The sequence below is a fragment of the Vibrio sp. MED222 genome (assembly GCF_000153005.1).
GTDB lineage: Bacteria > Pseudomonadota > Gammaproteobacteria > Enterobacterales > Vibrionaceae > Vibrio > Vibrio tasmaniensis_A.
In genome coordinates this window covers 501,207-517,014 of the sequence record NZ_CH902608.1, presented here as the reverse complement: position 1 = coordinate 517,014, position 15,808 = coordinate 501,207, and the positions used below count along the sequence as shown (strand labels likewise).

The following is a 15,808-nucleotide window of genomic DNA, read 5'->3' as shown; positions in this document are numbered from 1 at the left end:
ATCGCTGCTGAAGAAGTAAACGTATACTCTTACCGTCAACCTTTCCTTGTTGAACCTATGTTTGATGAGTTCACAAAAGAGACAGGCATCGAGGTGAATGTTAAGTTTGCTAAGAAAGGTTTAGCAGAGAAGCTAGCTCAAGAGGGCGAATACAGCCCAGCAGATGTGGTATTAACTGTTGATATCAGCCGTCTATCTGAGCTAACTGAAAAAGGTTTAGTTCAAGCTGTAGAAAGTGATGTTCTAGAAAAGAATATCCCAGCTCAGTACCAAGACACAGCTAACGAGTGGTTCGCTCTAACAACTCGTACACGTAGCGTATACTCTTCTCGTGACCGTGTTGGTCGTCTAGGTGAAGATTTCACTTACGCTGATCTAGCTAAGCCAGAATTCAAAGGTAAAATCTGTACACGTAGTGGTAAGCACCCATACAACGTTTCTCTAGTATCTTCGATGATTGCTCACAAAGGTGAAGCTGAAACGAAAGAATGGCTAGAAGGCGTAAAAGCAAACCTAGCACGTAAGCCTCAAGGTAATGACCGTGCACAAGTTAAAGCGATCAAAGAAGGTCTATGTGACGTTTCTCTTGGTAACAGCTACTACCTAGGTAAGATGGTTAACGATAAAGAGCAAAAAGCTTGGGCTGACGCTGTTTACCTTAACTTCCCTAACCAAGAGACAACTGGTACTCACGTAAATATCTCTGGTATGGCAATGGCTAAATTCTCTCCAAATAAAGAGAACGCGGTTAAGCTAATGGAATTCCTATCTGGTGACGTGGCGCAAGGCATGTACGCAGAAGTGAACTACGAATACCCAGTTAAAGCTGATGTTAAACCTTCAGAGCTTGTTGCTTCTTGGGGTGAATTCAAAGCTGATACAATTTCTCTAGACCAGATTGCTGACCACCACGCAGCTGCAATCAAGCTACTAGACGAAGTTAAGTTCGATCTATAATTTTTTACTGTAGGCTTCGGCCCAAGTAAAATGACAGCCTCAAGTCGCCATTTCGGTAACTTGGGGTTGTTTTGTTTTGGAAAATCACTTTTTGATACAAAGCTCCCCGTTAATCCCCAGAGTTATGAGCATCTCACCTTGAAGTCATTACAGTATATGGGTATAAATAACCCCCCATTAAAAGGACATGAGATGTATTTGCAAATGCATTTGTGTTTCATTAAGCCTCGTTGTAGTTAGGCGATGAAAGAAAAGAATTATTTATGGAACACCAGTAGCTGCATCATTGCTGTATTGCTGGTTTTACCGATTTTAGCGATTTTTACGACTGCTGTTGGAGAAACTGATGAGCTATTTTCTCATCTTATGTCCACAGTAATGCCCACCTATACTTATAATACGGTGGTTTTAGTCATAGGAACCTTATTCCTGTCTTTGGCTTTTGGTATTCCGTCAGCTTGGATTATGGCAATGTGCCGTGTTCCAGGAGAGCGCGTTTTACAGTGGGCGTTAGTGCTGCCATTAGCAATGCCAGGCTATATTGTCGGGTATATCTTTACCGATTGGTTCGACTTTGCAGGTCCTGTTCAAATTCTGCTACGAGATTTAACAGGTTGGGGGCCCGGAGAGTACTGGTTCCCAGACATTAGAACCTTGTTCGGAGCTATTATTGTTCTGTCACTTGTTCTCTACCCCTATGTTTATTTGCTATGCCGCGCGGCTTTTATGGAGCAAAACGTCTCCTTATTGCAATCCGCTCGGTTGTTAAAGTGTTCACCTTGGGAAAGCTTTCGTCGTATTTCCTTGCCGCTTGTTCGTCCATCAATGGCGGTCGGGCTATCACTGGTTGCAATGGAAACCATTGGTGACTTTGGTACCGTAAGTTACTTTGCAGTCAATACCTTAACGACTGCGGTTTACGATACTTGGTTAGGTTACTCAAGCTTAACGGCTGCTGCGAAAATATCGGCGATTATGCTGATTATCGTGATCCTACTATTGAGTTCAGAGCGCTATAGCCGTCGCAAACAGAAATTATTCCAGAATCAATTCAGTAGTCGTGAAGATTTTCGTTACGACCTTTCCGGTTGGAAGAAGTGGTTAGCATTGTTTTGGTGTTGGGGGTTGGTGTGTGTCGCATTCTTGTTCCCTCTTGCCCAGTTAATGATTTATGCCTACAAATATTTTGCTCAAAGCTGGACCCCTGAATTTAGAGAGTATGCCGTTAATAGCCTTTATGTTTCGGTAGTTGCTGCAATTATTGGTGTCGTTATTGCTTTGATTGTGAACTTCAATCAACGTGTTAGCCCAAGTAAGAAAAATCAGGCTTATATGCGTATCGCTTCCATGGGCTATGCCGTTCCAGGCACCGTGTTAGCCATTGGTGTGATGGTCCCAGTTTTGTTTATGGATCACTTAGTCAACGATATTGCAAAAGTGATGGAATGGACAGGACCAGGTTTGATCTTCTCTGGTTCTATGTTTGCACTTATCTTTGCCATGGTCGTGCGTTTTTCAGCGGTTGCAATTGGCAGCATTGAAAGTAGCTTGAGTAAAGTTTCTCCTTCATTGGATATGGCATCTAAAACAATGGGCTGCAATACCAACCAGATGTTACGTCATGTTCATTTACCTTTGATTAAACGAGGCGCATTGATCGCCGGATTATTGGTATTTATCGAATCAATGAAAGAGTTAAATGCAGCATTACTGCTACGCCCTTTCAATTTCGAAACATTGGCGACTTATGTTTATAACTATGCCTCAGATGAGCACCTAGAGTTGGCGGCGATGCCTGCTGTATTATTGGTGTTAGTGGGCTTAATTCCTCTGATTATCGTAAACCGTTCCTTGGAGCAGAAACACTAATGAGTTGTGCATTATCAATTAAAGATCTGACTTGTAAGTACGAGTCCCAAACTATTTTGGAATCTCTTTCTTTAGAAGTTGAGCATGGTGAAATTGTTTGTCTGCTTGGTGCCAGTGGTTGTGGTAAGACTACGCTGCTGAAAGCGATTGCCGGCTTGCTTCCATTGAGTAGTGGCGTCATGAGCTTGAACTGTCAAACCATCGACGATGGAGACAACTGGTTACCACCTGAGCAGAGAAACATCGGAATGATCTTTCAAGATTACGCCCTGTTTCCGCACTTGACGGTAAACCAGAATATCTGCTTTGGCCTCAAAGGTCTTTCTGAACAGCAAAAGAAAGAGAAAGTTCAAGAGATGTTGGAGCTAGTTCACTTAGATGAATTCGGTGACCGATACCCACATCAACTTTCTGGTGGTCAACAGCAGCGCGTAGCGATTGCTCGTTCTTTAGCGTACAAGCCGGACTTATTGTTATTGGATGAACCCTTCTCAAATATTGATACTCAAGTTCGCCATGAGTTGATCTCTCAGATTCGTAAAATATTTAAAAAGCAGGGTGTTACTGCTATTTTTGTAACGCACAGCCGTGAAGAAGCATTCGCTTTTTCAGATAAAATGGCGGTAATGAACCATGGTGTGATTGAGCAATATGGTTCTGCATCTGAGTTGTACTTCCACCCATCGAGTAAGTTTGTTGCTGATTTCTTAGGTGGTGGTAGCTACTTGAATGCAAAGCGTATTTCAGATAATGAATTTGAAACGAGCTTGGGTCTGATAGAAGCGAAAGCACAAACTCAGATCGAAGTGGGAGCGGAATGTGCGTTGTTACTAAGACCACAGCATATAGTGGCGAGTCATGATGTCGACAGTAACCTGTCAGTGTTGGAACAACAATTTATGGGCGACCACTGTCGCTATGTGATTGAAGCTAACGGTCAGAAACTGTTAGCAACGTCTTCTGAGGCTCTAGGTGTTGGTATGCCAGTCACCGTCAAAGTAGATACCAAAGGTGTGTTGGCGTTTTAATGATACGCAGTAAGTATCGTTCTGCCGAAAAGTAAAATGCATTCGTAAAAAAGCCCAGCACTTTGATACAGAGTACTGGGCAAGAGTTCTTCACCTATAGGCTTTAACAAGGCAGTGGTTTGTTAAGTCCCATTCAAAACTGCTGCACTCTATAAGTCTATAGAGAGAGGAAGTCTTTCACTTTTTGAAGAACACGTTCTGCAGTGTCTTTATCTTCCATTTCTGCGAAGATTCGTAGTAACGGCTCTGTTCCTGAGAAACGAGCGATCACCCAGCCGCCATTCTTGAAGTACACCTTGGCACCATCTTCATAGCTAACTTTTTCAATTTCGTATTCAAATTCAGGCAGTTGTTTCTCTACGTAAATCTTGGTGTAGAGCGCTTCTTTCTCTGAAGGCTTAAACTGGCAATCTCCTTCTGCCGTGTAGGCATAGCCATACTTAGAGTAGATTTCATCAAGTAACTCAGATAATTTTTTACCTGTTACACTGATCATCTCAACCAGTAAGCTTGAAGCAAATACGCCATCCTTACCTTTGATATGACCTCGAATGGTTAAACCTCCCGAACTTTCACCACCAATCAGTGAATCATCTGCTTCCATTTGAGAGCTGATATGCTTAAAGCCTACAGGAACCTCAAAGCTCTTCTCACCATGATCTGCCGCTACTTTGTCGAGTAGATGCGTGGTGGCGATGTTACGAACAACAGAGCCCTTCCAGCCTTTGTATTCCAGTAAGTAGTAGTAAAGTAGGAGTAGCACTTCGTTAGGGTGAATGAAGTGACCTTTCTCATCAATGATGCCTAAACGGTCGGCATCGCCATCAGTACCAATACCAATGTCATATCCTTCTGCTGCCACCAAGTGCTTCAAGCGATAGAGCGTAGCGGCATTCGGAGAAGGCATTAGACCCCCGAAATCTGGGTTCTTACCATCGTTGATTACGTCGACATCACAGCGACCGTTGATCAGTACGGTTTGCAGAGCATTTTTCGCAACACCAAACATTGGATCAATCAGTACGCGCAGGTTGGCTTTCTTAATCGAATCGATATCGATGAAGTTGATGATTGAATCAACAAAGTCGTTCATCGGGTTGATGATCTCGATTTCTTTGTCGTTTAACGCTTGTTCAAAATCGACTCGTATAACATCTTCGTTGGTCAGTGTTGCGATTTGCTGTTCGATCTTCTCTGTGATGATCTCGTCAGCATCGCGTCCACCTTCAATGAAGATCTTTATGCCGTTATAGTCCGCTGGGTTGTGAGAAGCGGTAATACACGCAGAGTAAATACATCCCATCTCTTTTGCTTGGAACATCACGATAGGTGTTGGAACGAACTTATCAATGAAGCTTACTTTGATGTTGTTCGCCGCAAGTACTTCTGCAAACCAGCATGCCGCTTTATCTGAAAGGAAGCGACGGTCATAGCCAATAACGAAGCCATTCTTGGCTGCATCTTCATTATTGATGATGTTAGCGAGCGCTTGCGCTACAAGGCGAACATTGTCTCTGGTGAACTCTTCACCAATGAAAGCGCGCCAGCCACCTGTACCAAATTTAATCATTAGAAAATCCTTTTAGTCTCATTGCCTCAAGTCGATAAAGACTTGAGGCAAGAGCTGTTCGTTAAATTAAGTGACTAGCCTAGAACAACGACAACATCGTTCACGCTGCCTTCTGCTTGTACTGGGATTGCACCTTCAACTGACTCACCGTTGATAGTGATAGAGGTAACCCCTTTGCTTACTGCATTCGGGTTTTGCACTGTGATGTTGTAAGTCGCGCCACGCCATTGACGAGTAACCTCGAATTCCGGCCAATCAGTCGGGATACAAGGATCGACTGTTAATCCTTCAAAGCCTGTGCGAACACCAAGAATAAAGTTGGTTACCGCGAAGTAAGCCCAACCAGAGGTACCCGTTAACCAAGGGTGGTTTGCACGACCATGGTCTTGATGATCTTTACCCATGATGAACTGCACGTACGAGTATGGTTCTGCGTAACGTGTTTCAATCATGTCGTTTTGGTTGTACGGGTTCAGTGCGTCGTAGAACTTCATCGCACGGTCACCACGACCTAGCTTCGCTTCTGCTACCCAAGCCCATGGGTTCGGGTGAGAGAAGATTGCGCCATTCTCTTTTACGCCTTGATAAACGCGAGTCACAAAGCCGATATCATCGTTTGGTGTTGCGAATGAAGGAGAATTTAGGTGCAACCCGTATTCAGAGAATAGGTTCTCATCAACAGCGTCCATCGCTTTCTCGCCACGCTCTTGAGAAACCGCGCCAGATAGAACCGCTAGCGTGTTTGACTCAAGGTGTACACGACCTTCAGCTTGTTGAGCGGTACCGATCTTGTCGCCATTTTTTGTTAGACCACGGATGTACCAGCCACCTTCGTCATCCCATAGGTGTGTTTCACACGCTTCACGTACGTTCGCGGCCATTTCTGTGTATTTAGCAACGTCAGCATCGTTATTACGGAACTTAGCAAGATCTAGGAATTCTTGTAGAGCCCAGAAGTGCAAGAATGAAACCATTGAAGATTCACCGCCACCAAGGTTTAAACAGTCATTCCAGTCTGCACGAAGACCCTTACAGATACCGGTTTGCCCCACGTATTCTGCAGAGAAGTTCAGTGCCGCTTTCATGTGTTCATAAACGGTCGCTTCGCCACCGTCTGCGTATGGAATTACTTCATCAAAGAAGTCGTGTTCACCGGTTTCCATTACATACTTGATGATAGTCGGAACGATCCATAAGTGATCATCAGAACAGGTGTCTTCAATGCCGTGGATCTTGTCGTCATCTGACGGTGTTGGAACAACCGTTGGTGATTTTGAAGGTTCAACGTCTGCTTTTTCTGGATCGAACCAGTCTGGATCGAACAAGTGTAGACCATAGCCCGCTTTCACTTGGCCGCGAAGCAGGTCGATAATACGTTTCTTGGTCATTTGTGGGTTGGCATGAGGTACTGAGATTGCGTCTTGCGCAGTATCACGGTAACCAAGGCCAGTACGACCACCCACTTCAATGAAGGATGCAAAGCGAGACCAAACAACACAGGTTTCCGCTTGGTATAGCGTCCATGTGTTGATCATGGTGTCTAAGCCTTCGTTTGGAGACTTAACTTGGAATTTGTTGCAACGCTCGTCCCAGTGATCTTTGATGCCTTGGAAAGCGGCATCGACGTTGGCTGTGTCTTGGTACTTTTCACGTAGGCGCTCGCCGTTTCCTTTACCGATACCGAGTACATAAGCAAAGCGAACTTCTTCACCCGGCTGAATCGTAAATTGCTTGTGCAGAGAACCACAGTGGTTGTAACAGGTTTGAGCGCTGTTAGAACATTTACCGTTCTCAACGGCAATTGGGTTCGCTTCATCACGGTACATGCCAAGGAAGTTATCACGTTGGCCGTCGTAGCTGTCTGGTGAGAAAGTTGAAGCTAGGTAGTAGAAACCTTCAAAGTCGTTAGTGTTGTAGTACAGGTCGTATTCAAGAACACCTTCTTGGTAAGACGTCCCCGCAGAGTACAAAGACATCTGATGGTTCTGGTTATCCGATTGAATATGGCTGAACGAGAACTCAACAAATGAGAAAGTACTGATGGTTCTTGGTTTGTCAGTGTTGTTTTTCAGCACGACGTCCCAAACTTCCGCATCTTCACCCTTAGGAACGAATAACGTTTTGGTTGCTGTAATACCACTGTATTCACACTTGAATTTTGAGTATGACAGGCCGTGACGAACTTCGTAGTTCGCTTCATCTAGGTTCTTTGCCACTGGCTGCCAAGAGATAGACCAGTAATCGCCCGTCTCATCATCACGCAGGTAAACATAGTGTCCTGGACGGTCGAAGGTGCCGTTTGGACGGAATTTAGTAACACGGTTGTATTCCGGAGAATTGTAGAACGAGTAGCCGCCAGCATTGTGCGAAATTACGGTACAAAACTTTTCAGTACCTAGGTAGTTGGTCCAAGGTGCTGGTACATCAGGGCGAGTGATGACGTATTCGCGATTATCGTTATCGAAATAGCCGTATTTCATTGTCATTTCCTTTTTAACAAACTGCATCTATGCAGCTAATTTTTAAATAATGATGCTGAGTCGAATCTGACTGAGCACCTTAATCAGGGAAGCAAGCACTCGACTTGAGTGTGCTTTGGCTTCGTTTTATTCAGCTTTCCAAGGGTTGCGATAATCAACATTGAGTCTGTCGAGTAATGGCAGGTGACCCTTTAGGCGAGATAGGTAATCTAGCCAGTTTCGGTTGTTTTTATGTGTCCAACATCCTTCAGCTAAAGCGCTAATTCTTGGAAATACCATGTAATCCATGCGCTTTTGATTGGTAACGATCTCACACCATAGAGCACACTGAATTCCGCGGATCCGCTTACGAATTGGATCGGTGTCGGATATCTCAGCGAGGGCTTCGTAGGTATAAGCTTGTTCTAAGGGGATAACGGCAGCCCAATCTACGCCCGGTTCTTCCGGTGCATAATCTTGGGTCATGTCGAGATAGGTAAACTGTGCTGGTTGCAGCACCACATCAAAGCCTTGGCGAGCGCAATTGATAGCAGCTTCTTCACTGAGCCATGAATAGATGATGGTCTCTTTGCTCACCTTGTCGCCGTGCTGTGCTTCTTCCCAGCCCACCATGCGCTTACCGAGTTGTTTGAGTTTGTTTTCGGCATAACGGAATAGGTGGCCTTGTAAATCTTTGCTGTCTTGATATTGATGTTCTTTCATCAGAGCTTGAGCAGCAGGGCTGTTGGTCCACACACCGGGTGGTACTTCGTCTGCGCCCATGTGGATCAATTCGCTAGGGAAAAGCTCTGCAACTTCTTCAATAACGGCATCTAGGAACTGATAAGTACCTGGCAAGCCTGGATTTAGTACGTTGTCGTTGTAGTGCTGAATACTCTTGTATTGTGTGGTGTCTGCTTGCTCAACTAGCATGTCAGGCAGTGACTTTATTGCGGCGCGGCAGTGTCCCGGGATATCGATCTCTGGGATCACCGTGATGCTACGCTGCTCTGCGTATTCAATGACTTCACGAACCTGTTGTTGCGTGTAGAAACCGCCATAGTTATCCGCAATGTGGGTGTATTGCGGTTCTAATGCATGATCAGGACCGCGCCATGCGCCGACTTCAGTTAGCTGAGGTAGGCTCTTGATCTCGATTCTCCAACCTTCATCATCGGTTAGGTGCCAATGAAAAACGTTGAATTTGTAGTGCGCTAGTTGATTGATTAAGCGCTTCACTTGCTCTACTGAATGGAAGTGGCGCGCGCAATCCAACATCATGCCTCGGTACTTAAAGCGAGGGTGATCGGCGATTTTGCAGCATGGAATAGAAAAATTTTCGACATCCAGTTGTTGAACCAATTGAATCAGACTTGCCACGGCGTGTGTAAACCCAGACTGGCTACCTGATTCAACAATTATTTGTTGTTCAGTAATGCGGAGTTTGTATTCTGCTTCGTCTAATGTTGGATTGCTGCGAAATAGAATGTCGCCGCTTTCGTTTTTTGAAAGTTCAGTTGAAAGCTCATTCGAAAGAGATATTTCAAAGGTAGAAAGTAACTCTTGCTGCAACCAAGAGACGGCTTTATCTGCAAGGTGAGATTGAACCTCAACCTTGCATTCACAGCTTAGCGCGAAGCTACCTTGCTTGAGTTCGATCTGATTTGGTTGAGGAATCAATGCAATTTCAGCAGCGTTAACTTCAGGCATTTGATTACGTTCACGGTACGGCGAAGCCAGTACTATGGGTGATATCGCGACAGGCAGTACCGATGTTTCTCCATCATGATGTGATTGGATAAAGGCATCATTAAGGCCATCAGAATAGAAGCGGAATGGGGCGCTTTGAATACTGAATTCAAGGTAGTAATGGTTATTGGCCTTTAACACGGGCGCACTTGGTTTGAACGTGCAATAGCTTCCAACTTGAGTCAGTTCACCTTGCGATAGACTCTCAGGAAGGATGAATCGGTCAAATGCAAAATGCAGAGACCAATCTTTTACGTCGAGGTCACTTAAATTATGTACCGTAAGGCCAAATCGGCAGTTATTTTTTTGTTCAGAAAGAACAGCTAAGTCGATGCGATAATTCATATAACTTCCCTGCTAAGCCTGTTGATACAAGTTGTGTTGTGACTTGCCGGCAAACATCAATGCGCCTTCGATAGCGTCAAATTGAGGTTTAACGATCCATTGTTGTACTGGTGGTGATAGCCAGTTGAGAATACGCTCAGCGATACTTCCCATTAAGCACACCTTGTCAGCGCCTTTTCGATGCAGCGCTAATACAAACATTTCGATATCGGCTGCAGTCTGCTTAAGCATCTCTATAGCCAGTTCATCGCCTTCATTTGCCAGTTGAAAAATGACGGGTGAGAATTGACCGTAATCCTTTGGAATCGCGCCTTTTGACCACGCCACAATCGCATCCACATCATTATTAAATTGATTCATAACATGTTGAGTTAATGGGGTTTTACTGCGAATACCATCTTCAGCGAGTAGGACTTGCTGAATTAAACGAAGGCCCATCACTGCGCCGCCGCCTTGGTCAGAAATTGGAAATTCACGACCGCCAACCACATGTTGTTCGCCGTTGTTTAGGTAGATACCACATGAACCTGTACCACCAATCATGATCGCGCCATCTTGGCCATTATGTGCACCAATACATGCACCATAGGCGTCTGTATTGAGTGTCATACTTGCGAAAGGGTGTGCTTGTGCCATGAAGTCGAGCCATGCTGACTTCTGTTCAGCACCAGCTAGCGCCAAACCAACATGCATATTAGAAAAATCGTTAGAGTTGAGTTGCCCTTGTTGTGCGGCTTTAGTAATCGCATCAACAATTGAACTCATTGCAACATCGACACCCAAAAGGATGTTGGCACTGCCACTTTTCGCTTCACCAATGAGTTTGCCTTGGTTATCACGAATGCGAGCACGGCAAGATGTACCGCCACCATCAATACCTACGTAGTAAAGCGTCATGATTATTGCTCCTTACACTGTGCTAAATGATTGAACTGTGCTGCAGTCGCCAGTAAGTACCACGCCCCATGAGGGATCCATTGTTCACCCCAGCGCCAGTTTTGAAGCATGTCGTCTTTCTGTGCTGGTGGGTTGAATGCGATGTCTTGTTCGTCTTCGAACCCTGCCGTGATGCCATTGCAAATCCCGCCTTTGGCATTGAAGAAACCAAGTTGTGGTAGATAGTCTGGGTTGTTATGACCGTGGCCATCAAGCATGCACATGTGGTATGGGTTGAGGCCCAAAATCCAGTCAAGGCTATTTTGTGAAAGTTGGATTAGACGCTGCTGAAGGTCATTATCTTTAATGTGCGGTTGAACTAGGTAAGCCATGGTCGCAATTGAGCCAAGACGCGCGTTTTCGCCTTGCCACCAGTAGCCAGTTTCGTTTTGTTGAGCGACGAAGAAGGCATCACGTTTATCACCATCGACAGATTTTACGTATTGTCTTGGGTAGCCAAATGGGTTGATGACTTTGTCGGTAATGTTGATTTCGAACTGACAAGCTTGCTCAACAACCACACGTGCTTGTTCTTTCAACTCAGTGTCAGTTTCATTATCGATGTACTCGCACAGAGCAATTACAGGAAGGCCAGCTTCAGCTGCATGGAAATAGGGGCGAGAGCCATCAGCATTAGCTGACCAAAAGTGCTCAACTGAATCATCAGATTGCTGACGTGCGATCAAGCGACTAGCCCAAGTTCTTGCTTCTAATAGGTATTGATCGTCCTCTGTTACTCGGTACAGTTCATTGGCAGCGAGTAGGGCACAATATTCATCGATGATGTTTTCTTCGCCATCGTTTAGGTACTGCAGGTTATGTTCTTTTAGGTGCCAATAACCGCTAACGGCAGTTTCAAGATAAGTTTGGCTCGAGTAACTGCCCGAGGTTTCAAGTTCAGATGCAGCAGTTAATGCGGCGATAGCAACACCTGCACCTTGTCGGTAGCCCGCTTGCAAGTCCGTTGATTTGTTACCTTCTTGAGTGGCGTATGCGCAGATGTCACGTTGATTGATGTCTTTACTCCACTTGTCGAATACCGTCATGTAAAAGTATCCGTCAGCGTCTTGCATACGCACTAAGAAATCGGCACCGAATAGGGCTTCTTCCACTAAACGAGTCATAGAGAATTTAGGAAAGTCTGAGTTATTGCTAGTCAAGCGCACGCTTTTTAGCATGTTCCAAACGACCATTGGAATTTGTTGTGGGTTAAGGTAGTTACCATAAGACAGGTGGCTAAAATACTTACTTACATCACCTGATGCGTCATACCATCCACCGTGGACATCGACGTATCTGTCAGTGCCCATAATTTGTGCTTGTCGATCTTTTTTGTCGAAACTACCGCCACAGCGTTGTGACTTAAAGTAATGAAGCACATCAGAAAACGTGTGGTTCATTAATAGGTTGCTACCAATCTCAAATACTTCAGAGCGTAGGTTGTCAAAACGTAGGTAGTAGCGACCTGATTCAGTGAATGAACTGAAATCGATAGTGAAGAATTGCCCTTGATGCCAATTTGCTACGCGGCCTTGTTTAACCACATCAAAACTTCCGACAGTGATATGGTTGTCGGCACACACCAAAAGTGCAGTCGTACTTGATAAGCGAGCTTTCTTCGTTTGCAGAATAGCTTGCTTTGGAGCCGTGGATTCGTAGCCAATATGGTTGGTCAATAACAGCATCAATATTCTCCGACAGTCCTAGTTTCTATTGGCTAGGTACTTGAATGTTTTGGATATAAAATGTTTTGTATATAAATAGTTAGGGCCCGCAGACCCTAACTTGGTTTTATTGCTTAGCTTTCGTGTAGGTAACAACGCACAAAGTGGTTATCAGCTAACTGCGTAACCCCTGGTAACTGCTCTTTACACTTGTCCATTGCATGAGTGCAACGGCCTGCAAATGGGCAACCTGCTGAGACTGGTGTCCAAAGAGGGATCTCACCTTTGTTGCCTGCGAGTTGTTCGTGGATCGATTTTTTAGGATCTGGAACCGCAGAAACAAGCAGTTGGGTGTAAGGATGCTGAGGGTTAGCAATCACATCATCGGTATCGCCCCATTCCACCATGTGTCCTACGTACATCACTGAAAGATCTTCAGCAATGTAACGAGCGGTTGCGATATCGTGAGTGATGTAAAGTAGAGACATTTGTTTCTCAAACTTCATTTCTTCCATCAGGTTCAAAACACCAGCACGAATCGATACATCAAGCATCGATGTTGGTTCATCGGCTAATACAACTTCTGCACCAACTGCAATGTTACGGGCTAGGTTGACACGTTGACGCTGACCACCAGAGAGTTGATGAGGGTACTTCTCTGCCGTTGCTTGTGGTGGCACTAAGCCAACTTGCTCTAGAAGATCGTACACACGTTCCTGTAACTCTTTCTTGTTGCCCGGAGATACTTTTTTGTGGATCAACAATGGTCGAGCTATGTGGTGAAAGATGTTATGTGTTGGGTTCAGAGAACCAAACGGGTCTTGCCATACCATCTGCACGCCTTCACGGTAGTGCATAAGATCTTTTCTGCTTGAGATCTCTTGGATATCACGACCTTTGTATTCGATCGTACCGCCCGAAGGTGCGTACATTTTTGCGATCATTTTTGCTGTTGTTGATTTGCCTGAACCTGACTCACCAACCACAGCTAGGCCGCGACTTTTATACATCTTGAATGATACGTCGTTAATCGCACGCATCATTGGGGTTTGAATTGTGGTACTGCTTATTGGGAAGTCTTTTACGACATTCTTGCCTTCTACCAATAATTGACCGAAATCTTTGCTCATAATTGTCTCCAGAATCCTTATTCGCTTTGCTTGCATTTCGGCGGTCGAGCCGCCTTATTCGTTATTCACGCTGAATCAGCGTGCAAGCTATAGCTTCCTTTGTACTATTGGGTCACCGTACAGGTGGCAGTTAGACAAATGTCCCGGGTCGATAGAACGCAGCTTGGTTGGCACCTTGGTACACGTTTCATGTACACGATCACAACGAGCTTGGAAACGACACCCTTCAGGGATCTCTAACAGGTTCAGAGGGTTACCCGGAATGCCTGCTAGTTTTGTCTTTGGCCCTGTTAGTGGAGGGAAAGAACTTCCCAGCCCTTTGGTATAAGGGTGGTAAGGGTTTTCTAGAATATCTTGAGCATTGGCAACCTCGATGAGCTCACCTGAGTACATGATGCCGATACGGTCAGAGAACTCGACCATCAATGACAAGTCATGGGTGATGAACAGAATCGAGAAGCCAAACTCTTCTTTTAGTGCATAGATCTTTTGTAGGATTTCGCGTTGAACAACCACATCAAGTGCGGTCGTTGGCTCATCCATAATGATAAGCTTTGGATTCAATGCTAAAGCGATAGCAATAACCAAGCGCTGACGCATGCCGCCAGAGAATTGGTGAGGGTAGTCACTCAATCGGCTCGGGTGAATATCTACGATTTCAAGTAGACCTTCTGCGCGTTGCTTAGCTTGCTCACGAGTCATGTTGGTGTGACGCATAATTACGTCACAGAACTGCTCTTCCATTGGTAATACAGGATTGAGTGCGTTCATCGCACTCTGGAATACCATCGACATCTCGCTCCAACGGAACGCTTGCATACGGTCATCACTGTATTCAAGGATGTTCTCACCATTGAAGATAACCTCACCACCACTGATGTAAGCGGGCGGCTTATGCAGACGCATAAGAGAGAAAGCAACAGTTGATTTACCACAGCCAGATTCACCAGCTAGGCCGAATACTTCACCTGGAGCAATGTCGAAACTTACGTTGTTACACGCACGTACATCGCCAGACTCTGTGATGTAATCCACGCATAAATTGCGGATAGAAATTAGTGGTTCAGACATGATTATTTATCTCCGCTCCAAAGTGCATTTTGTGGTGGTAGTTCAGGTTCACGTTCTTCTTTGTCTTGTGCTGCTAATTTCTTCCAACGCTTCATGCCTTTGTGAGAACGCAGTTGCGGGTTGGCAATTTCATCGACAGCGAAGTTAAGTAGAGCAAGACCAGTTACAAGTAGTGTCAATGCGATACAAGGAGCCAACAGTTCCCACCAAGCGCCAATCAGCATTGATGAAGAGGTTTGAACGTTGTAAAGCATGATGCCCCAGCTGATTGTGTTCGGGTCACCAAGACCTAGGAACGAAATCGTTGCTTCCATCATGATTGCGTACATCACCGAACCGATGAAGCTCGCGCCAACGATAGAGATAAGGTTTGGAAGAATCTCTACGAAGATAATACGGAATGAAGATTCACCCAGAACTTCAGCGGCTTTTACAAACTCTTTTTCACGCAGTGCTAAGGTCTGGGAACGAACAACACGCGCGCCCCAAGCCCAGGACATAAAGCCGATAACCAAGGTTATGGTGAGTGGCCCTGCCTCACCGATAAAGGCTGCAACTACGAACAGTAATGGGTATTGAGGAATAACCAGCATGATGTTCATTGCGGCTGTCAGAACATCATCGACACGGCCGCCAAAGTAGCCTGCGGAAACACCAATAACCGTTGCTAGTAAACATACGGTAAGACCCGCACCAAAACCTACAGCAAGAGATACGCGTGCGCCGTATACCACTTGTGACCAAACGTCACGACCCATACGAGTTGTTCCCAGTACGTGGTCTGCCTTCTTAGACATTATCAACGTACGACGATCGTCTGCTAGGTTTTGAGCAACCCAGCCATCAGGGTTAGTTTGTGCAGACTTAACCACGAAGCCAGGGTATTCGTGTGGATTACCTGTACGTTTGTCTGGCACATGTTTTGTGATCAATGGAGCCGCAATCGCACCAAGAATAAAAATACTTAGGATGATGACGCCGGTTAAGGCCATCGGGTTACGCCAAATGAGTTTTAGAATATCTTTCATGA

11 protein-coding genes are annotated in these 15,808 nt (G+C 45.2%); 3 read left to right on the top strand and 8 right to left on the bottom strand.

The genetic code is table 11. The features are described from left to right. From MED222_RS08315 to MED222_RS08325, 3 genes are all read left to right on the top strand, one after another. Positions 1-957: Fe(3+) ABC transporter substrate-binding protein (locus MED222_RS08315; protein WP_009847573.1), on the top strand; the 957-nt coding region annotated here is incomplete at its 5' end. A 243-nt stretch (positions 958-1,200) separates the two neighbouring features. Next, the gene (locus MED222_RS08320) at positions 1,201-2,826 is read left to right on the top strand and encodes an ABC transporter permease (protein ID WP_009847572.1); all 1,626 of its coding nucleotides are present in this window, start codon (positions 1,201-1,203) and stop codon (positions 2,824-2,826) included. Continuing rightward, complete coding sequence (locus MED222_RS08325) at positions 2,826-3,854, top strand: ABC transporter ATP-binding protein (RefSeq protein ID WP_009847571.1); 1,029 nt, start codon at positions 2,826-2,828, stop codon at positions 3,852-3,854. Before MED222_RS08320 ends, MED222_RS08325 begins: the two co-directional genes overlap by 1 nt. Before the next feature lie 157 nt (positions 3,855-4,011). Here the strand turns inward: MED222_RS08325 and MED222_RS08330 are convergent, their stop codons facing one another. From MED222_RS08330 to MED222_RS08365, 8 genes are all read right to left on the bottom strand, one after another. Further along, positions 4,012-5,424 carry a phosphoglucomutase/phosphomannomutase family protein gene (locus MED222_RS08330; RefSeq protein ID WP_009847570.1) on the bottom strand — a complete coding sequence of 471 codons (1,413 nt, stop codon included), beginning with the start codon at positions 5,422-5,424 and terminating at the stop codon, positions 4,012-4,014. A gap of 74 nt (positions 5,425-5,498) precedes the next feature. Further along, entirely contained in the window at positions 5,499-7,904 is a 2,406-nt protein-coding gene (locus MED222_RS08335) for a GH36-type glycosyl hydrolase domain-containing protein (protein ID WP_009847569.1), read from the bottom strand. A gap of 126 nt (positions 7,905-8,030) precedes the next feature. Continuing rightward, the gene (locus MED222_RS08340) at positions 8,031-9,977 is read right to left on the bottom strand and encodes a beta-N-acetylhexosaminidase (RefSeq protein WP_009847568.1); all 1,947 of its coding nucleotides are present in this window, start codon (positions 9,975-9,977) and stop codon (positions 8,031-8,033) included. 12 nt (positions 9,978-9,989) lie between these two features. Next, the gene (locus MED222_RS08345; RefSeq protein WP_009847567.1) at positions 9,990-10,874 is read right to left on the bottom strand and encodes an N-acetylglucosamine kinase; all 885 of its coding nucleotides are present in this window, start codon (positions 10,872-10,874) and stop codon (positions 9,990-9,992) included. Positions 10,875-10,876: 2 nt separating this feature from the next. Beyond that, positions 10,877-12,598 carry a glycoside hydrolase family 9 protein gene (locus tag MED222_RS08350; protein WP_009847566.1) on the bottom strand — a complete coding sequence of 574 codons (1,722 nt, stop codon included), beginning with the start codon at positions 12,596-12,598 and terminating at the stop codon, positions 10,877-10,879. 113 nt (positions 12,599-12,711) lie between these two features. Beyond that, the gene (locus tag MED222_RS08355) at positions 12,712-13,707 is read right to left on the bottom strand and encodes an ABC transporter ATP-binding protein (protein ID WP_009847565.1); all 996 of its coding nucleotides are present in this window, start codon (positions 13,705-13,707) and stop codon (positions 12,712-12,714) included. Positions 13,708-13,794: 87 nt separating this feature from the next. Further along, a complete protein-coding gene (locus MED222_RS08360; RefSeq protein WP_009847564.1) occupies positions 13,795-14,778 on the bottom strand; it encodes an ABC transporter ATP-binding protein in 984 nt (327 codons plus the stop codon). Between the two features lie 2 nt (positions 14,779-14,780). Further along, complete coding sequence (locus MED222_RS08365; RefSeq protein ID WP_009847563.1) at positions 14,781-15,806, bottom strand: ABC transporter permease; 1,026 nt, start codon at positions 15,804-15,806, stop codon at positions 14,781-14,783. Positions 15,807-15,808: the final 2 nt, after the last annotated feature.